Here is a 19207-nt window from a genome sequence, read left to right on the forward strand (position 1 = left end):
TATGAAACAAGCGATTTTATATATCGGCCACGGGAGCCGTCTGAAAAGAGCTCAAACAGAGGCAGCCGCTTTTTTGGAGAGCTGCAAAGAAACCATGTCCGCCCCCATTCAGGAAATTTCTTTTTTGGAACTGGCGGCACCGGATATCGAAACCGGTTTTAAAGCGTGTGTGGAAAAGGGCGCGACGCATATCGCGGCTGTGCCGCTTCTCCTCTTGACAGCCGCGCATGCCAAAAGGGACATCCCTGAGGAGCTTGCCCGCGTTTCTTCGCAGTATCCTTCCGTCAGCGTCGCTTACGGAAAGCCGATCGGCGTCGATCAGGAAGTCGTCAAAGCGGTTTTTACAAGGATCGAAGAAACGGGGACGCCATATGAACATGCAAGAGTCGTGGTGATCGGAAGGGGGAGCTCTGATCCGGATGTCAAACGGGATGTCAATGACATTTGCGAGCGGCTGAGAGACCTCGCGCCCGTTGACGAGGTCATTCCCTGCTTTATGACAGCCTGTGAACCGCACTATCAGGATGTGTTTAAACAGCTTAAAGAACGGGACGGAAAAACGACATTTATCGTACCGTATTTGCTGTTTACCGGTATGCTGATGAACGAGATTGAAAGGGAAACCGCCAAGCTGAAAGAAACCAATCCGGACGTCGTGCTGACGGATTACCTCGGCTTCCACCCTCATGTGAAAAATGCCTTTTTGCACCGCGTTGAGGAAGCGGTTATCAACAAAGCCGGCCGCTTTGATTTTACAGGAGCATCAGATGCTGCCGCTTCACATTAACATCAAAGGCAAATCCGCAGTCATTGCAGGCGGAGGGGAGATCGCGGCGCGGCGTCTGAAAACGGTGCTGGCAGAAGGTGCGTCTGCAACCGTCATCAGCCCCGAAGTATCAGAAGAGATGCTCGGATTGATCGAAGAGCACGGCATCGAATGGAAGAAGAAAAAAGCGGAACCCGGCGATTTCAAGGATGCATTTCTGATCATTCTCGCGACCGATGATCACGAGGTGAACAAGCGGATCGCCGCATCAGCTGCTCCTGATCAGCTTGTCAATGTTGCGAGTGAAGCGGAGCTTGGAAATGTATATGTTCCGAAAATAATCAACAGAGGAAACATCACCATATCCGTCTCGACAAACGGAGCCAGCCCGCGTCACACGATCAAACTGGCCGGACAGATTGATGATTTGATCGATGATGAGCTTGTCCAAGAGATCGACGAGCTTCTCCGTAAAAGAAGAGGCCTGAACCAGTGAGGTTCAGGCCTTTTAGCATTATTTTTTCAGCTTGATGATCAAGTCTTCGTCAGGTGTTACAAAAACGGTTTGCTGGCTGTCGTAGGTGACAAAACCGGGCTTTGCGCCATTCGGCTTTTTGACATGGCGTATTTTTGTATAGTCGACAGGAACCGAAGCCGAGTTTTTCGCTTTGCTGTAATAGGCAGCGATCTGCGCTGCTTCAAGGATGGTTTGCTCGTCCGGATCGCTCGATTGGATGACGACGTGCGACCCCGGAATATCTTTCGTGTGAAGCCAGATGTGGTCGCGGGCGGCAAGTTTCATCGTCAAATATTCGTTCTGCTTGTTGTTTTTGCCGACGAGAATCGTTTCTCCTGCGCTGGATTCGTATGTTTCGAGCGTCGGCGCCTGTTTCTTCTGTTTTTTCTGGCCTCCTTGCTGTTTGGCCCGCAAATACTTTCCTTCGGCGAGCTCTTCGCGGATTTCGGTTATATCTTTCGGAGAGGCAGACGAAAGCTGCTGAATCAGCTGGTCGAAATAAGCGATTTCCTCTTCTGCTAATCTGATCTGCTCCTTCACGACTTCCACCGAATTTTTCGCTTTTTGATATTTTGTAAAATAGCTTTGCGCGTTTTCGGAAGGCGTTTTATTCGGATTGAGCGGTATCGTGATTTCTCCGCCGTTTTCATCATAGTAGTTGATGACTCTCGCCGCTTTGTCTCCTTTTTTCAGCTGGTACAGGTTCGCTGTCAACAGCTCTCCGTACAGCTGAAAATCCTTCGCGTGTTCGGACTGCTCAAGCGTTTTTTTCAGCTTTTTGATTTTGTTTTCGTTCTTTTTCTTTTCGTTTGCCGCGAAACGCTCTAAATCATGAGCCTGCTGTTTGACGCGGTCTCGCTCCGCTTTTCCGAAATAGTAGCGGTCAAGAAGTTCGCTCAGCGTATGAAAGGGTTTGTTATCGCCTTTTATATGGGTCAGCTCAAGAAGGTAAAAATATTCTTTTCCATCTTCTGTCGTGATAAGCTGGGGCTGAAAACGCCGGTTTTTGATTTCGCTGAACATCTCTGTCAAGACGTTTGGCAGTGTCGCCCTGTTGGCAAGGCCCGCGCGAAAGACGGCTTCTTTCGCAAACAGAGGCGAGACGCCGGAAAAGGTATCGACGATCTGCCTGTCCAGTTTGCCTTCCTGGAAATTCAAATGGCGGAGAATATCTTCAGTTTCCGCTTCCAGCGGTGACAATTTGTTCTGGGCGGGAGGGAGAATGTAATCGTATCCCGGAAGCACGGTGCGGTAGCTGTTCACCGAAGGTGACAGGTGCTTCAAACTGTCGATGATGACATCTTTTTCTCCGTCGGTTAACACGATGTTGCTGTGCCTTCCCATGATTTCAACCATCAGCTTTCTTGTCAGCGTGTCGCCGATTTCGTTCCGGCTCCTGATATGAAAGACCATCATTCTGTCCATGCCGACTTGCTCGACTCGGTCGATAAAGCCGCCTTCCAGATGCTTCCGGAGGAGCATGCAGAACATCGGAGGGGTGCTCGGGTTGTCATAGGTTTCGTTTGTCAGGTGAACCCGCGCATAACTCGGGTGGGCGGAGAGCAGCAATTTGCGGTTCTGCCCGTTCGCTCTGATATGAAACACCAGCTCGTGCTTAAACGGCTGGTGGATTTTTGCAATTCGTCCGCCTCGAATCGTTTCATTTAATTCTTCGATCATTCCGTATGTAAAAATGCCGTCAAAAGACATATGAAAAACTCCCTTTTCTCGTTAATCCTCTTCGTAAAGCGTCTATTCAATAATTATAGCATGATTTGGGACGAGTCTGAATAAATTGACTTATAGAGATGGATATACCAAGAGCAACCTTTAGGGCAGGAGGAGTGGACGATTCAATGAAATGGCACGAGATGGGACAAACCGAATTGTTAAACATAACAAAAACGTCCATCGGCAAAGGTTTAACAGAAAAAGAGGCCGAAAAGCGGCTGGAAAGACACGGAACAAACGAACTTCAGGAAGGGGAAAAAACATCGGCGATCGCACTGTTTTTTTCTCAATTCAAGGACTTCATGGTTCTTGTTTTGCTTGCGGCCACGTTGATCTCTGGTTTCCTCGGGGAGTATATTGACGCCATCGCGATCATTGCGATCATCTTTGTAAACGGCATTCTCGGCTTCTTTCAGGAGAGACGGGCGGAAAGATCGCTCGAGGCTTTGAAGGAACTGTCGGCTCCTCAAGTGGCTGTGCTCCGGGAGGGGGAATGGGTAAAGATCCCTTCCAAAGAGCTCGTTCCGGGAGATGTTGTCCGTTTTGCAAGCGGAGACAGAATCGGCGCCGATCTCAGGCTTGTCGAGACAAAGAGCCTTGAAATAGAAGAATCGGCTCTTACGGGTGAATCGCTTCCCGTGTCTAAACAGGCAGAAGCTTTTCAGGCGTCCGACGTATCGCTGGGCGATCTGAAGAATATGGCTTTCATGGGAACGTTGGTCACAAGGGGGAGCGGCACCGGCGTCGTTATCGGCACGGGAATGAACTCTGCGATGGGAAAAATCGCCGATATGCTCGAATCTGCCGGGAATACGGCGACCCCGCTGCAAAGAAGGCTTGAAGAGCTCGGCAAAATTTTGATTGTCGCCGCTTTGTTCCTGACGCTGCTTGTCGTTGCTGCCGGAGTCATCCAGGGGCATGACCTATACAGCATGTTTTTAGCGGGCGTTTCCCTTGCCGTCGCTGCCATACCTGAAGGGCTGCCGGCCATTGTCACGGTCGCTCTGTCTCTCGGCGTACAGCGGATGATCAGGCAAAAGTCGATCGTCAGAAAGCTCCCCGCGGTTGAGACGCTCGGCTGCGCGTCCATAATTTGCTCCGATAAAACCGGGACGATGACGCAGAACAAAATGACGGTCACCCATGTCTGGTCAGGCGGGAAAACGTGGAACGTGTCAGGGATCGGCTACGAACCCGAAGGCTCCTTCACCATGAACGGGCGCGACGTGCAAGCCAGGCATCATAAACCGCTCCAACAGGTCCTTCTGTTCGGCGCATTATGCAATTCATCTTCGATTATCGAAAAAGACGGGGAGTTTCGTCTTGACGGCGATCCCACCGAAGGCGCTTTGCTGACGGCAGCACGAAAAGCGGGTTTTACGGACAGATATGTTGACGAACATTTTAAAATCATCGAGGAGTTTCCGTTTGATTCGACGCGGAAAATGATGTCTGTCATTGCGGAAGATAAGAGCGGCAAGCGCTTTGTCATCACAAAGGGCGCGCCTGATGTATTGATGAAGCGTTCGTCGCATACGCTGACGGACGAAAAGCGCGAAATCTTCACAAAGGCAAGACTCGCCGAAACAAGCGCGGCGCTGGAAACGCTTGCGTCCCAAGCGCTGAGGACGATTGCTGTCGCGTATAAACCGATCAAAGAAACAGAAAATCTCTCGCTCGAAAAAGCGGAGTCAGGCTTAACTTTCATCGGGCTGTTAGGGATGATCGATCCGCCGCGGCCCGAAGTGAAAACAGCGATTAAAGAGTGCCGGGAAGCGGGGATCAAAACAGTGATGATCACCGGCGATCATGTGATAACGGCAACAGCCATCGCAAAAGATCTCGGGTTATTGCCGCCGCGCGGAAAGGTCGTGGACGGCCAGATGCTGAACGAGCTCTCGCAGGAAGAATTGGCGGAAATTGTTGACGATGTTTACGTGTTTGCAAGGGTGTCGCCCGAACATAAGCTGAAGATCGTGACCGCCTACCAGGAAAACGGCCACATCGTCGCCATGACTGGAGACGGAGTCAATGATGCCCCTGCGATTAAACAGGCGGATATCGGCATTTCGATGGGGATTACGGGAACGGATGTTGCCAAGGAGGCATCATCGCTCATTCTTGTCGATGATAATTTTGCGACGATTAAATCGGCCATCAAGGAAGGACGCAATATCTATGAAAATATTAGAAAGTTCATCAGATATTTGCTCGCATCCAATGTCGGCGAAATTTTGGTCATGCTGTTTGCGATGCTGCTCGCTCTGCCGCTGCCGCTTGTTCCGATACAGATTCTATGGGTCAACCTTGTGACGGACGGCCTGCCTGCCATGGCGCTCGGCATGGATCAGCCTGAAGACGATGTGATGCAGAGGAAGCCGCGAAGTCCGAAAGAAGGCGTGTTTGCAAGGGGGCTCGGCTGGAAGGTCGTATCGCGCGGCTTTTTAATCGGAATTGCCACACTCGGGGCGTTTATGTTCATTTACAATCGCAACCCGGAAGCGCTTGAGTATGCTCAGACGGTCGCTTTTGCAACGCTCGTCCTTGCACAGCTGATCCATGTGTTCGACTGCCGGAGCGAGCGGTCTATCTTTGACCGCAATCCGTTTGAAAACATTTATTTGCTCGGCGCAGTATTGTCTTCGATTCTTTTAATGCTTGTCGTTATTTATTATCCGCCGCTGCAGCCGATTTTCCATACGGTTCCGATTTTAATGGCAGACTGGCTCCTGATTGTCGGAATGTCGGCGATTCCAACTTTTTTATTGGCCGGGTCACTTTTGACAAGAAAAAAATAGGCTTGTATGATATAATCTTAAAGGTAATAGAGGTTTCTATTGCCTTTTCATCTTGCGTAAATTTAAATCAAAGAAGTCTTTTTCACTTATACGGAATTGGGTGTGTTTTATGATACGGAGTATGACCGGTTTCGGCAGCGCGAGCAAAACGAAGGATGGGCTGACAGCAGCTGTTGAGCTGAAATCTGTCAACTATCGGTTTAAAGAAGTAAACGCACGCATGCCAAGACCTTTGCTCTATTTAGAAGACAAAATAAAGCAAACGATTTTTAAACATATACAAAGGGGGCGGCTGGAGCTGTTCGTGTCCGTTGACGACGAGGCTCTGGTCACCCGGAAAATCCAGGTTGACTGGCCGCTGCTTGAGGAGTACCAGAAAGCCGCGCGCGAAATGAAAGAGCGCTGCCGGCTTTCTGGAGAGATCACGCTTCAAGACGCCTTTCAGTTTGACCATGTCATCCAAGTTGAAGAAGAGACGATCCAAAACGACAAGCTTGAAGAAGTCCTTCTTGAAGCGGTCGAGGCTGCCGTTCTTGAATTATGCAGCATGCGCGAAGCAGAAGGGCTGAGGCTGAAGGATGACTGCCTTCAGCATATTGAAAGGCTTGAAAAGCTGACAGACGACATTGCAGAGCTTGCTCCCAAGGTCGTCGGCCACTATCGGGAACGCCTTGAGGCGCGCCTTGAAGAATGGTCAACAGACGGTCTCGATGAAAGCCGTCTGCTGACGGAAGTCGCACTGTTTGCAGACCGATCGGATATCACGGAAGAAGTGACGAGGCTGAAAAGCCATTTCCGCCAGTTCCGCGATATTTGCGAAGCGGGTGGGGCCGCGGGGAGAAAGCTCGACTTCCTCGTCCAGGAGCTGAACCGTGAAGCGAACACGATCGGTTCAAAAGCGAATGATCACCAGATCACAAAACATGTGGTCGAAATGAAAAGCTCTATTGAAAAAATAAAAGAACAAGTGCAAAATATAGAATAGCGATTGTGCGTATTGTTTACGGATGTTCTCTGCAGGTTAAACTAGAGACGTCCAAGTACAGGGGGAACGTATAGGATGACGATTAAACTGATCAATATCGGCTTTGGTAATATCATATCCGCGAATCGGCTGATCTCGATTGTGAGTCCGGAGTCCGCGCCTATTAAGCGGATGATCCAGGATGCCAGAGACCGCGGCATGCTTATAGATGCTACATATGGAAGAAGAACCCGTGCGGTTGTCATTATGGACAGTGACCATATCATCTTATCTGCCGTCCAGCCTGAGACAGTAGCACAAAGGCTTTCCGTTAAAGAAGAAATTATGGATGAAGGGCAGGGATAAGAGCTTTATGAAAGAAAGAGGTTTATTAATCGTTCTCTCCGGCCCTTCCGGCGTCGGAAAAGGAACAGTCAGGCAGGCGCTGTTTGCTCAGGAGGACACAAAATTTGAATATTCGATTTCGGTGACGACAAGAAAACCGCGGCAAGGCGAAAGAGACGGTGTCGACTACTTTTTTAAGACGCGCGAAGAGTTCGAAGAGATGATCGAGAACAACAAGCTGCTCGAATGGGCCGAATATGTCGGCAACTATTACGGAACACCCGTTGACTACGTCGAACAGACCCTTGAAAGCGGCAGGGACGTTTTTCTCGAAATTGAAGTCCAAGGTGCGCTGCAAGTCAGAAAGGCATTTCCTGAAGGCCTGTTTATCTTTTTGGCGCCTCCGAGTCTCGCCGAATTGAAAAACCGGATTGTCACAAGAGGGACAGAAACAGAAGCCCTGATCGAAAACCGGATGAAAGCGGCGAAGGAAGAAATCGAACTGATGGACGCCTACGATTATGTTGTCGAAAATGACAGCATTGAGCTTGCGTGCGAAAGAATCAAAGCAATCGTTCTCGCCGAACATTTACGGCGCGACCGCGTTGCTCCAAGATATAAGAAAATGCTGGAGGTTGAATAATTATGCTAGATCCGTCAATTGACTCTTTAATGAATAAACTGGATTCAAAATACACGCTCGTTACCGTATCGGCCCGACGCGCCCGCGAAATGCAGATCAACAAAGACGCGCAGATCGAAAATCCGAAGTCGCATAAATTTGTAGGCAAAGCGCTGGAAGAAATTGATGCCGGACTGCTTACATTCGAAAAGGAAAATCGCTAATAGCCTTAAAAATAGCAACCTATACACTAGGTTGTTATTTTTTTCAGGCCGGCGAACAGAACATAAGGGGGAGAAAAAACGATGCTGAAAAATCGCAACATCCTGCTGGGAGTAAGCGGAGGAATCGCAGTATACAAAGCGGCCGCCTTGACGAGCAAGCTCGTACAGGCAGGAGCCAATGTGAAAGTCATCATGACAAAATCCGCCTGTGAATTTGTGTCTCCGCTCACCTTTCAAGCGCTTTCGCGCAATGAAGTATATACCAACACGTTCGAAGAACCGAATCCCCGTGTCATCGCCCATATCGATGCCGCGGATTGGGCGGATCTTGTGATCGTTGCTCCGGCAACGGCCAATGTGATCGGAAAACTCGCTTCAGGCATTGCCGATGACATGCTGACGACGACGCTTTTAGCGACGACTGCGCCGGTTTGGATCGCTCCGGCCATGAACGTCCATATGTACGACCACCCGGCCGTTCAGCGGAACATCAGCGTTCTTTACAAAGACGGCTGCCGGTTTATCGAGCCGAGTGAAGGCTACCTTGCGTGCGGCTATATCGGCAAAGGCAGACTTGAAGAGCCCGAACGGATCGTCCAGTTGGCCGAGTCGTATTTTTCAAACGAAAACAGCGGTTTGCTTGAAGGAAAGCGTGTCTTAATTACAGCGGGCCCGACAAGAGAACAAATCGATCCCGTCCGCTTTTTCTCCAACCGTTCGACAGGGAAAATGGGCTATGCTTTCGCTGAGGAAGCGGCGAAAATGGGAGCGTGCGTAACGCTGATTGCCGGCCCGACATCGCTTGATGATCCCGCAGGAGTTGACGTTATTCATGTTCAGTCTGCAGAAGATATGTATCAAGCGGCTTTATCTGTTTTCGATGAGAGCGACATCGTCATCAAAACGGCAGCTGTCGCTGATTACAGGCCAAAGCATATTCACGATCAAAAAATGAAGAAAAAGGACGGCGGTCTCGTCATTGAGCTTGAGCGGACGAAGGATATTTTAAAAGCGCTGGGAGAACGGAAAACAAAGCAAGTCTTGGTCGGCTTTGCAGCTGAAACGCAGCACGTCGAAGACTATGCCAAACAAAAGCTGGAGAAAAAAAATCTCGATCTGATTGTCGCCAACAATATCACGGCCGAAGGCGCCGGTTTTGGAACGGAAACCAACATCGTGACGGTGTTTCACCGAGACGGTAAAAAGACGGCGCACCCTCTGATGTCAAAACGGGAGGTTGCCGCCGAAGTCTTGAAGGAAGCCGCTGAGCTTGCCGGCCGGAGCGGAACGTCCTCATGAATTTCGCTGAAGTGATCGTCGATGTTACAACCAAAAATATCGACAGACCGTTTGACTACCGCATTCCTGACAAATTCAAAGGGATGATTAAAAAAGGGATGCGCGTGATTGTTCCGTTCGGCGCCCGCAAAATTCAGGGATTTGTCACCGGCGTGAAAGAATCGTCTGAGCTCGCCGGCCGTTCGGTTAAGGATATCGAGGATATCCTTGATCTGACGCCCGTTTTGACGGAGGAGCTGCTTGAGCTGTCAGATTGGCTGACAGAAAAAACACTTTCTTTTAAAATTACGGCTCTTCAGGCGATGCTCCCCGCGGCTATGAAAGCAAAATACGGCAAAGAAATCAAGGTGATCGGTGATAAGCCGCTTCCCGAACCGCTTAAAACCCTGTTTTTGCAAAAAGAAACACTTTCTTATTCCGATATAGATGACCATGGGACATTAAAGCTGATTCAGCGCCAGGTTCAAGAGGGCAACCTTGAAGTGGCCTATAAAGTAAAGCAGAAAACAAACAAAAAAACGCGGAGAATGATCGCTCCCCTTTGTGCGAAAGAACATTTAAAAGAAGCGCTTGACGGCCTCTCCCCGCAAGCTGTCAAACAAAAAGCGGTCCTTCAGTTTTTCATCGACCGCAAAGAATCCGGTGCTGTTCCGGCAAAAGAGCTGATCGGCAAAACGGGAGGCTCTTCCGCGTCCGTAAAAGCGCTGATCGACAAGGGGCTGTTAAAGGAAAGCGAAGAGGAGGTTTACAGGGATCCTTATCAGGACAGAATGTTCAAAAAAACCGAACCGCTTCCGCTGACTGAAGAGCAGGCGCAGGCCTATGAGGCGATAGCAGAGGCGATCGAAGACAAGCGGCACGATGTGTTTCTTCTTCACGGAGTGACCGGAAGCGGAAAAACGGAAGTCTATCTGCAATCGATCGAAAAGGTGCTGGAAGCCGGCAAAGAAGCGATCGTTCTCGTTCCGGAAATTTCGCTGACGCCGCAGATGGTCAACCGCTTTAAAGGCCGCTTTGGCTCACAGGTAGCCGTCCTGCACAGCGGGCTTTCAACAGGAGAAAAATATGATGAATGGCGGAAAATCCACCGCAAAGAAGTCCGGCTTGTCGTCGGTGCGCGCTCGGCGATTTTCGCGCCGTTTGAAAATCTCGGCATGATTATTATCGATGAAGAGCACGAAACATCGTACAAGCAGGAAGAGATGCCGAGATACCATGCGAAAGAAGCGGCGATTCAAAGGGCCGAATACCACCGCTGTCCGGTCGTCCTCGGCAGTGCGACGCCGACGCTCGAATCGTTCGCAAGGGCGAAAAAAGGCGTGTACAAGCTTCTTTCTCTCAAGCACCGCGTCAATCACCAAGTCATGCCTGACGTGTCTCTCGTCGATATGAGGGAGGAACTGCGCAGCGGAAATCGCTCGATGTTTTCCAAAGACTTAATGGCCGGACTTGAGGAAACCCTTGAAAAAGGAGAGCAGGCCGTTCTGTTTTTAAACAAAAGGGGATATTCCTCATTTGTCATGTGCAGGGACTGCGGATATGTCATCCAGTGCCCTCATTGCGAAATCTCGTTGACGTACCACAGGTATGGACAGCGTCTGAAGTGCCATTACTGCGGCTATGAAACCGGCATGCCGTCAAGCTGCCCCGAATGCGGAAGCGAGCATATCCGCTACTTTGGCACAGGCACACAGCGGGTCGAAGAAGAATTGACGAAGGTACTGCCGGCTGCAAGGGTGATCCGCATGGACGTCGATACAACCTCGAGAAAAGGAGCGCATGAAAAGCTGCTCACATCCTTTGGCAAAGGTGAAGCCGATATTCTGCTCGGAACACAGATGATCGCCAAAGGGCTCGATTTTGAAAACGTCACGCTCGTCGGTGTTTTGAGCGCGGATACGATGCTGCACATCCCCGATTTCAGAGCCGCTGAAAAAACGTTCCAGCTGATGACACAGGTGAGCGGAAGAGCGGGGCGCCACGAAAAATCGGGCAAGGTGATCATTCAGACGTACACCCCGTCCCATTACAGCATTCAGCTCACGAAAACGCACGATTATGAAACGTTCTTCCGGCAGGAGATGCTGCACAGAAGGGAACAGGCCTATCCTCCCTATTATTATTTGGCGCTCGTCAGCGTATCGCACGAAGAAGTGACGAAGGCGGCGCTCGTGACTGAAAAAATCGCCAACTATTTAAAAAAGAACATTTCAAGCGAGGCGAAGATTCTCGGCCCAGTCGCATCGCCGATCGCCAGGATCAAAGATAGATATCGCTATCAATGCGTGATAAAATACAAACAGGAAAACCAGCTTACATCGTTGCTTAAAAACATTATGGATCATTACAAACGAGATATTGAACAAAAGCAATTGATGATTTCGATCGACATGAATCCATATATGATGATGTAAAAATAACAGTGTGATGGAGGGCTTCTAGATTGGCAGTAAAACCGATCGTAACGTATCCGGCGGAGGTTCTTGAAACCCCTGCCGAACCCGTTGCGTCTTTTGATAAATCATTAAAGAAACTGCTCGACAATATGTATGATACGATGCTTGAGCTGGACGGAGTCGGGCTTGCCGCCCCGCAAATCGGCGTTTTAAAAAGAGCGGCAGTCGTCGATATCGGCGATGACACGGGCAGAATTGAACTGGTCAACCCGGAGGTCATCGAAGAGAGCGGCGAACAGACGGGCCCTGAAGGCTGTTTGAGCTTTCCCGATCTATACGGTGAAGTGAAGCGTTCGGATTATGTAAAGGTCAAGGCGTTCGACCGCCGCGGAAAACCGTTCACGATTGAAGCTGAAGGCTTTTTGGCGCGGGCGCTGCTGCATGAAATCGACCATTTGGACGGTATTTTATTCACATCAAAAGTTACGCGCTATTATGATGCGGAAGAACTTGAGGAAATGGAAGGATGATTGGATGACAAGGATCGTTTTTATGGGAACGCCGGATTTTTCCGTCCCGGTGCTCAGCACATTGATTGATGACGGCTATGAGGTGGTGGGTGTCGTCACCCAGCCTGACCGCCCGAAAGGCAGAAAAAAAGTGATGACCCCTCCGCCTGTCAAGGAGGAAGCGCTGCGCCGCGGCATTCCCGTGCTCCAGCCTGAAAAAGTGAGGGAAGATGCGGAGACGGACAGGATTTTGGCGCTTGAACCCGATCTAATTGTAACCGCGGCATTCGGGCAGATCCTGCCGAAAAAGCTCCTCGATTATCCGAAATACGGCTGTATCAATGTCCATGCCTCTCTTCTGCCCGAGCTGCGCGGAGGAGCTCCGATCCATTACGCCATTCTGGAAGGCAAAGAGAAAACGGGCGTGACGATCATGTACATGGTCGAAAAATTGGATGCAGGCGATATGCTTGCCAAAGTCGAAGTTGACATCGAAGAAACCGATAATGTCGGCACGCTCCACGACAAGCTGAGCAAGGCCGGGGCTGAGCTTCTTTCCGAAACGGTTCCGAAGGTCATTGACGGTTCGGCAACCCCTGAAAAACAGGATGAACGGGAAGCGACATATGCGCCGAACATTAAACGCGAACAGGAACTGATCGACTGGTCAAAGCCCGGCGAAGTCCTGTACAACCAAGTCAGGGGCTTGAATCCTTGGCCTGTCGCATACACGGTTTTAAGCGGCCAGACGCTGAAAGTATGGGCTGCAAAAAAATGCGAAGCCTTAAAACAGGCAGAGCCGGGAGAAATCGTCTCCGTTGAAAAAGACGGCATTGTCGTCGCTACCGGAAATGGCACCGCGTTAAAATTAACGGAAGTGCAGCCTGCGGGCAAAAAAAGAATGAAGGCCGAAGATTTTGTCAGGGGAGCGGGTCTTCAAGCCGGAATGAAATTGGGTCATAGCGATGAAAAATAATGTGAGGGAAGTCGCGCTTGATGCACTGATTAAGCTTGACCAGAATCAGGCATACAGCAATCTTTTGCTTCAGTCTGTCATGAAAGCGAACGATTTAAGCGACAAAGACAGAGGCCTTTTGACAGAACTCGTTTACGGCACCCTTCAAAACAAGCTGGCGCTCGATTATATGCTGAAGCCGTTTATTAAAAAACCGGAAAAAGTGAAAGACTGGGTCATCCATCTGTTGAGAATGTCGCTGTACCAGATGGAATACCTGGAGAAAATCCCTGACCGGGCCGCCCTTTTTGAAGCTGTTGAAATCGCTAAAAAACGCGGGCATAAAGGAATTTCTTCATTTGTTAACGGCGTTCTGCGCTCTGTTCAGAGAGAAGGCGTGCCTTCTTTTGCTGATATTGCCGACCCGGTTGAACGCCTTGCGGTTGAGACAAGCCATCCGGAATGGCTTGTCAGGGAATGGACCGATGCCTACGGGTTCGAAGCGGCAGAACAAATCTGCCGGATTCACATGATCCCGCCGAAGCAGACGATCCGCGTCAACAGGCTGAAACACGACCGGGATACGCTTCTTTCCCGCCTGAATGAAGCGGGGATTGAGGCGGAAGAAGGCGACTTGTCCGAAGACGCTGTCAAACTGCAAAAAGGAACGATTGCGTCCACTCCTTTTTTCAAAGAAGGCGAAGTCACCATACAAGATGAAAGCTCAATGCTGGTAGCGCGAGCCCTCGGTCCTGAGCGGGGAGAAACGGTGCTGGACGCCTGCGCAGCGCCGGGAGGAAAATCCACTCATATCGGCGAACTGCTCGAAGATACGGGAAAGATCATTTCCCTTGACCTTCATCAGCATAAAGTAAAGCTGATCAAAGAAGCGGCAGGCCGGATCGGGCTTTCCAACATTGAAGCAAGGGCGCTGGATGCCAGAAAAGCCGGCGAAGCCTTCGAACCGGAGCAGTTTGACCGGATTCTCGTCGACGCTCCGTGTTCGGGCTTCGGTGTCATCCGCAGAAAACCGGATCTCAAATACAGCAAAACGCCCGAAGACAGCGCGCGTCTCGCTGGGATTCAGCTGGCGATTTTAAACGAAATCGCACCTTTATTGAAAACAGACGGGACATTGGTCTACAGCACATGCACAATGGACCCGACCGAAAATGAACAAGTCATGCATGCTTTTTTGAAAGAACACGATGAATTTGAAGCAGACCCCACCCTCGCCGAGCGGCTGCCCGAAAAAGCGGCGCCGTATGTCAAGGATGGAAGCATTCAAATCCTTCCCCACTACTTCGGAACGGACGGCTTCTTTATTTGCAGCATGAGAAAGAAGGGATCACAATAATGGAATCGAAACAAAAAGTAAGAAAAGAATTGCGGACAGAAAGACCGTCCATCTATTCTTTTGAAATAGAAGAACTGAAAAGCTGGCTTTCGGAAAACGGCGAAAAACCTTTCCGCGCCGCGCAAATATTCGAATGGCTTTACGAAAAGAGAGTCACGTCATTTGAAAAGATGACAAACCTTTCAAAAGAGCTGCGGACAAAGTTGAACGAGCATTTCGTATTAACGACGCTGAAAACGGCCGTCAAGCAGACTTCACAAGATGGAACGATGAAGTTTTTATTTGAGCTTCATGACGGCTACACGATCGAAACCGTATTAATGCGGCACGAATATGGCAATTCTGTTTGTGTAACGACACAGGTGGGCTGCCGAATCGGCTGTACGTTTTGCGCGTCGACCCTCGGCGGCTTAAAGCGGAACCTGGAAGCCGGAGAGATCGTCGCCCAGGTTGTCAAAGTGCAGCAGGCGCTTGATGAAACAGATGAACGCGTCAGTTCCATCGTCATTATGGGAATCGGCGAGCCGTTCGATAATTTTCAGGAAATGCTTGCATTCCTGAAAATCGTCAACCATGATAAAGGGCTGAATATCGGGGCGCGCCATATCACCGTATCAACGAGCGGGATCATTCCGAAAATCTATGAGTTTGCAGACGAGAAGCTGCAGATCAACTTTGCGATTTCTCTGCACGCCCCGAACACTGAGATCAGAAGCCGGCTGATGCCGATCAACAGAGCCTACAAGCTGCCGGAGCTGATGAAAGCGGTCGATTACTACATTAAGAAAACCGGCAGAAGGGTTACGTTTGAATACGGGCTTTTCGGCGGTGTTAACGATCAGGTTGAACACGCGGAAGAGCTGGCTGAATTGCTAAAAGGAATCAAATGCCACGTCAACTTGATTCCGGTCAACTATGTACCTGAACGAGACTATGTCAGAACACCGAAAGAACAGATTTTCGCCTTTGAAAAAACATTAAAGTCTCATGGAGTAAATGTCACGATCAGAAGAGAGCAAGGCCATGATATTGACGCTGCCTGCGGACAGCTTCGTGCAAAGGAGCGCCAGGAAGAGACGAGGTGAATCAAGGTTGAAAACAGCCTTAAAAACGGACAGGGGAAAAATACGCCAGCACAATGAAGACGATGCCGGCATTTTCACAGAAAAAAACGGACTGGTTTTAGCTGTTGTCTGCGATGGAATGGGAGGTCATCTGGCCGGCGACGTTGCCAGCAGGATGGCCGTCTCAGCCCTTCGGGATATCTGGGAGGAAACCGAAGAAGTCCCGGCTTCGCCGGCTGAATGCGAAGCTTGGCTGAAAGAGCAGATTTCAGCCGTCAACCAAAAACTTTTCGACCATGCGAGGGCGCATGAAGAGTGCCAGGGAATGGGAACAACGGTCGTCTGCGCTTTATACACGGGAAAAACGCTGACAGTCGCCCATATCGGAGACAGCCGCTGCTATCTCCTGCAAGGCGGCCATTTCATACAGCTGACGGAAGATCACTCGCTTGTCAATGAACTCGTGCGGACAGGGGGGATTTCGAAGGAAGATGCCGAACACCATCCGCGGAAGAACGTGCTGACAAAAGCGCTTGGCACTGATCCGGAAGTGAAGGTTGAAGCCCATACTTTTGAAATCGAACCGGGCGATCAAGTTCTATTATGCTCTGACGGGCTGACGAATAAAGTAGACGATGAGTCACTGAAGGATATGCTTACAGCTCTTTCTTCTGCGGAGGAGAAAGCGGAACAGCTCGTTCAGCTGGCCAATGACAACGGCGGCGAGGACAATATCACCGTCGCGCTATTGGAACTTCCTTCTCAAATAGAAGAAGGTGAAGACAAGTGTTAATCGGCAGACGGATCAGCGGACGTTACGAAATCCTGCGCGCCATCGGCGGCGGGGGGATGGCGAACGTTTATTTAGCGCTGGACATCATCCTCGACCGTGAAGTCGCGATAAAAGTGCTGCGGTTTGACTTCGTTCACGATGCCGATTTTATCAGGCGGTTCAGAAGGGAAGCGCAGTCCGCTGCAAGCCTCGACCACCCGAATATCGTCAGCATTTATGATGTCGGAGAAGAAGATGACATCTATTATATCGTGATGGAGTATGTCGAGGGGATGACCCTGAAAGAATACATAAACCGAACAGGCCCGCTTCATCCAAAAGAAGCGGTCCAAATCATGGAGCAGATCGTATCCGCCATCGCACACGCTCATGATAACCAGATTGTTCACCGGGATATTAAGCCCCACAACATTTTGATCGACCATATGGGCCACATTAAAGTGACCGATTTCGGCATCGCCATGGCGCTCAGTTCGACGACCATCACGCACACCAACTCGGTTTTGGGCTCTGTCCATTATTTGTCGCCCGAACAGGCGAGAGGCGGATTGTCTACGAAAAAATCCGATATCTACTCGCTCGGCATCGTGCTTTTCGAGCTGCTGACGGCGCGTATGCCGTTTGAAGGAGAATCGGCGGTCAGCATCGCGCTGAAGCATCTGCAATCAGAAACGCCGTCGGTGAAAAGGTGGAACCCGGCTGTGCCGCAAAGCATAGAAAACATCGTCCTGAAAGCGATGGCAAAAGATCCATTCCACCGCTATGAAGCGGCCGAAGAGATGGAATCCGATTTAAAAACGGCTTTCGACCCGGACAGGCTCAACGAAAAGCGATTCACGATTCCAGCTGATGATGAGATGACGAAAGCTGTTCCGATCATCAAAAACCTGCCGGAAGACGAGAGCGGTGACAAGTCCGGCGACGGAGAAGCGGAAGCGGCTCCGTTATCAAAGAAAGAAAAGAAGAAGCAGGCAAAAGCAAACAAGAAGAAAAAAAGAAAGAAATGGCCGCTTATATTGCTGACGGTGTTTTTCGTTCTCGTTGTGTCAGCCGTCTTGGCTTTGACGGTGTTTCCGTCGCTCTTTATTCCAAAAGATGTAGCCGTTCCCGATGTAGCAGGCCTTGAGTATGAAGAAGCCGTCATCAAGCTTGAAGACGAAGGGTTTGAAGTGGATCCGAATGCTGAAGACATTGCCGACGATAAAATTGAAGAAGGGCTGATCGTGAAAACGGACCCTGCAGCCGGCGATATCGTAAAGGAAGGCTCAACTGTCAAGCTTTATAAAAGCTCAGGCAAAGAGAAAACAGAAGTGGAAGATGTGGTCGGCCAGAAAGTCGACGCCGCCAAAAAGCTTCTCGAGCAAAAGGGCTTTAAAAACATCAAGACAGAAGAAGTGCACCATGAAGAAGAAGCAGGCACCATCATCGAACAGGACCCCGCAGCCGGCACCGAAATCGTTGCCGCCGACGACGAGATCAAATTAACGGTCAGCCTCGGTCCGGAAGCCATTACTTTAAGGGATTTAAAAACATACAGCAAACAGGCGGCTTCGGGCTATTTGGACGACCATCAGCTTGTCCTTGTCGAAAAGGAGGCGCATTCTGAAGATGTGCCGGAAGGTCAGGTCATCAAACAAAAGCCGGGGGCGGGGGCATCCGTCAAGCCGGGAGACAAAGTCGAGGTTACGTTTTCGCTCGGACCTGAGAAAAAACCCGTCAAAACGGTGACCGAGAAAATTGATATCCCTTATGAACCGGGAGCGGAGGGCGAAGAACAAAACGTCCAAATTTCGATCGATGATGAAGAACACAGCATTTCCGACGTCTATGAAAATTTTAAAATCACGGCGCCGGCAGAGCGGACGATCAAATTCAGGATTGCGCCCGGGCAAAAAGGGTATTATCAAGTAACGATCAACGATAAAGTAGTCAGGTCAAAAACGATTGAATATCCTGAGGATGAATAAGGGAGGTGCGATATGCCTGAGGGCAAAATCATTAAAGCATTAAGCGGATTTTACTATGTTTTGGATGGTGATCAGATCATTCAGTGCAGGGGAAGAGGGGTTTTCAGAAAAAATAAAATCACCCCTCTCGTCGGCGACGATGTCGTCTACCAGGCCGATAACGATAAAGAAGGCTACATTCTCGAGATTAAAGACAGATTCAATGAATTGGTCAGACCTCCGATCAGCAACGTGGATCAGGCGGTTCTCGTGTTTTCGGCAAAAGAGCCGACATTCAGCACGTCGCTATTGGATCGTTTTTTAGTGTTGGTTGAGGCGGGTGGCATCAGGCCGATCATATGCATTACGAAAATGGACCTCGTGGATGATGACGCGCTCAAAGAGCGGATTCACCATTATGCCGAAGACTACCGGAACATCGGGTACAGCGTCTATACGACATCGATGAAAAACGGAAGCGGCATCGAAGACATCGTCTCCCATTTTCAAGACAAAATCACCGTATTCGCCGGCCAGTCCGGCGTGGGCAAATCTTCGCTTTTAAATGCGATCAGCCCCGAGCTTGAACTGAAAACCGCCGGGATTTCCGCTCACTTGGGAAGGGGAAAGCATACGACCCGCCATGTGGAGCTGATCGATATAAACGGCGGGCTCGTCGCGGACACCCCGGGCTTCAGCTCGCTTGAGTTTGCCGGTATTGAAGCTGAAGGTTTAGGGTCTGCGTTTTTGGAAATCAGCGAAAAAAGCGCCGAATGCAAGTTCCGCGGGTGCCTGCATATGAAAGAGCCGAACTGCGCCGTCAAACGCGCCGTGGAAAACGGTGAAATCGCCCAGTATCGCTACGACCATTATGTTGAATTTTTAACAGAGATCAAAGACAGAAAGCCGAGGTATTAAGAT

General features: G+C 50.0%; 17 protein-coding genes. 16 read left to right on the forward strand and 1 reads right to left on the reverse strand.

Annotated features, from left to right (window positions below; genetic code table 11):
• Position 1 precedes the first annotated feature (1 nt).
• Entirely contained in the window at positions 2-787 is a 786-nt protein-coding gene (locus M1D59_RS08610) for a sirohydrochlorin chelatase (RefSeq protein WP_020451339.1), read from the forward strand.
• Complete coding sequence (locus M1D59_RS08615) at positions 768-1262, forward strand: precorrin-2 dehydrogenase/sirohydrochlorin ferrochelatase family protein (RefSeq protein WP_020451340.1); 495 nt, start codon at positions 768-770, stop codon at positions 1260-1262. Before M1D59_RS08610 ends, M1D59_RS08615 begins: the two co-directional genes overlap by 20 nt.
• An 18-nt stretch (positions 1263-1280) precedes the next feature.
• On the opposite strand, the gene M1D59_RS08620 is transcribed toward M1D59_RS08615, so the two are convergent.
• On the reverse strand, positions 1281-2993 hold the full coding sequence (locus M1D59_RS08620; RefSeq protein ID WP_020451341.1) for an Rqc2 family fibronectin-binding protein: 1713 nt from the start codon (positions 2991-2993) through the stop codon (positions 1281-1283).
• A 146-nt stretch (positions 2994-3139) separates the two neighbouring features.
• On the opposite strand from M1D59_RS08620, the gene M1D59_RS08625 reads away from it, so the two are divergent.
• From M1D59_RS08625 to rsgA, 14 genes are all read left to right on the forward strand, one after another.
• Positions 3140-5812 (forward strand): calcium-translocating P-type ATPase, SERCA-type, encoded by a 2673-nt coding sequence (locus M1D59_RS08625; protein ID WP_020451342.1) that lies wholly within the window; start codon positions 3140-3142, stop codon positions 5810-5812.
• Positions 5813-5921: 109 nt separating this feature from the next.
• Positions 5922-6797 carry a YicC/YloC family endoribonuclease gene (locus M1D59_RS08630; protein WP_020451343.1) on the forward strand — a complete coding sequence of 292 codons (876 nt, stop codon included), beginning with the start codon at positions 5922-5924 and terminating at the stop codon, positions 6795-6797.
• A gap of 75 nt (positions 6798-6872) precedes the next feature.
• Complete coding sequence (gene remA / locus M1D59_RS08635; protein ID WP_003181657.1) at positions 6873-7142, forward strand: extracellular matrix/biofilm regulator RemA; 270 nt, start codon at positions 6873-6875, stop codon at positions 7140-7142.
• Between the two features lie 7 nt (positions 7143-7149).
• Positions 7150-7764, forward strand: a complete 615-nt coding sequence (gene gmk / locus M1D59_RS08640) for a guanylate kinase (RefSeq protein WP_003181659.1) — start codon at positions 7150-7152, stop codon at positions 7762-7764.
• A gap of 2 nt (positions 7765-7766) precedes the next feature.
• Positions 7767-7967 carry a DNA-directed RNA polymerase subunit omega gene (gene rpoZ, locus M1D59_RS08645; RefSeq protein ID WP_020451344.1) on the forward strand — a complete coding sequence of 67 codons (201 nt, stop codon included), beginning with the start codon at positions 7767-7769 and terminating at the stop codon, positions 7965-7967.
• A gap of 81 nt (positions 7968-8048) precedes the next feature.
• On the forward strand, positions 8049-9266 hold the full coding sequence (gene coaBC / locus M1D59_RS08650; protein ID WP_095290454.1) for a bifunctional phosphopantothenoylcysteine decarboxylase/phosphopantothenate--cysteine ligase CoaBC: 1218 nt from the start codon (positions 8049-8051) through the stop codon (positions 9264-9266).
• Positions 9263-11680 carry a primosomal protein N' gene (gene priA / locus M1D59_RS08655; RefSeq protein ID WP_309539930.1) on the forward strand — a complete coding sequence of 806 codons (2418 nt, stop codon included), beginning with the start codon at positions 9263-9265 and terminating at the stop codon, positions 11678-11680. Before coaBC ends, priA begins: the two co-directional genes overlap by 4 nt.
• Before the next feature lie 29 nt (positions 11681-11709).
• The gene (gene def, locus M1D59_RS08660) at positions 11710-12192 is read left to right on the forward strand and encodes a peptide deformylase (RefSeq protein WP_020451347.1); all 483 of its coding nucleotides are present in this window, start codon (positions 11710-11712) and stop codon (positions 12190-12192) included.
• Between the two features lie 4 nt (positions 12193-12196).
• Positions 12197-13147 (forward strand): methionyl-tRNA formyltransferase, encoded by a 951-nt coding sequence (gene fmt, locus M1D59_RS08665; protein ID WP_020451348.1) that lies wholly within the window; start codon positions 12197-12199, stop codon positions 13145-13147.
• Positions 13137-14483: a 16S rRNA (cytosine(967)-C(5))-methyltransferase RsmB gene (gene rsmB, locus M1D59_RS08670; RefSeq protein ID WP_020451349.1), complete on the forward strand. Its 1347-nt coding sequence runs from the start codon at positions 13137-13139 to the stop codon at positions 14481-14483. Before fmt ends, rsmB begins: the two co-directional genes overlap by 11 nt.
• Positions 14483-15568, forward strand: a complete 1086-nt coding sequence (gene rlmN, locus M1D59_RS08675) for a 23S rRNA (adenine(2503)-C(2))-methyltransferase RlmN (RefSeq protein WP_020451350.1) — start codon at positions 14483-14485, stop codon at positions 15566-15568. Before rsmB ends, rlmN begins: the two co-directional genes overlap by 1 nt.
• A 7-nt stretch (positions 15569-15575) precedes the next feature.
• Positions 15576-16340: a Stp1/IreP family PP2C-type Ser/Thr phosphatase gene (locus M1D59_RS08680; RefSeq protein WP_026579742.1), complete on the forward strand. Its 765-nt coding sequence runs from the start codon at positions 15576-15578 to the stop codon at positions 16338-16340.
• Complete coding sequence (pknB, locus tag M1D59_RS08685) at positions 16334-18307, forward strand: Stk1 family PASTA domain-containing Ser/Thr kinase (RefSeq protein WP_023857224.1); 1974 nt, start codon at positions 16334-16336, stop codon at positions 18305-18307. Before M1D59_RS08680 ends, pknB begins: the two co-directional genes overlap by 7 nt.
• A 12-nt stretch (positions 18308-18319) precedes the next feature.
• Entirely contained in the window at positions 18320-19204 is an 885-nt protein-coding gene (rsgA, locus tag M1D59_RS08690; protein ID WP_458117940.1) for a ribosome small subunit-dependent GTPase A, read from the forward strand.
• Positions 19205-19207: the final 3 nt, after the last annotated feature.

The organism is Bacillus sp. PK6-026 (assembly GCF_054161455.1).

Bases quoted from the DNA above. Each gene is read 5' to 3' on its own strand.
- M1D59_RS08610 (WP_020451339.1), top strand. From the start codon at position 2: ATGAAACAAGCGATTTTATATATCGGCCACGGGAGCCGTCTGAAAAGA.
- M1D59_RS08615 (WP_020451340.1), top strand. From the start codon at position 768: ATGCTGCCGCTTCACATTAACATCAAAGGCAAATCCGCAGTCATTGCA.
- M1D59_RS08620 (WP_020451341.1), bottom strand. From the start codon at position 2,993: ATGTCTTTTGACGGCATTTTTACATACGGAATGATCGAAGAATTAAAT.
- M1D59_RS08625 (WP_020451342.1), top strand. From the start codon at position 3,140: ATGAAATGGCACGAGATGGGACAAACCGAATTGTTAAACATAACAAAA.
- M1D59_RS08630 (WP_020451343.1), top strand. From the start codon at position 5,922: ATGATACGGAGTATGACCGGTTTCGGCAGCGCGAGCAAAACGAAGGAT.
- remA (WP_003181657.1), top strand. From the start codon at position 6,873: ATGACGATTAAACTGATCAATATCGGCTTTGGTAATATCATATCCGCG.
- gmk (WP_003181659.1), top strand. From the start codon at position 7,150: ATGAAAGAAAGAGGTTTATTAATCGTTCTCTCCGGCCCTTCCGGCGTC.
- rpoZ (WP_020451344.1), top strand. From the start codon at position 7,767: ATGCTAGATCCGTCAATTGACTCTTTAATGAATAAACTGGATTCAAAA.
- coaBC (WP_095290454.1), top strand. From the start codon at position 8,049: ATGCTGAAAAATCGCAACATCCTGCTGGGAGTAAGCGGAGGAATCGCA.
- priA (WP_309539930.1), top strand. From the start codon at position 9,263: ATGAATTTCGCTGAAGTGATCGTCGATGTTACAACCAAAAATATCGAC.
- fmt (WP_020451348.1), top strand. From the start codon at position 12,197: ATGACAAGGATCGTTTTTATGGGAACGCCGGATTTTTCCGTCCCGGTG.
- rsmB (WP_020451349.1), top strand. From the start codon at position 13,137: ATGAAAAATAATGTGAGGGAAGTCGCGCTTGATGCACTGATTAAGCTT.
- rlmN (WP_020451350.1), top strand. From the start codon at position 14,483: ATGGAATCGAAACAAAAAGTAAGAAAAGAATTGCGGACAGAAAGACCG.
- rsgA (WP_458117940.1), top strand. From the start codon at position 18,320: ATGCCTGAGGGCAAAATCATTAAAGCATTAAGCGGATTTTACTATGTT.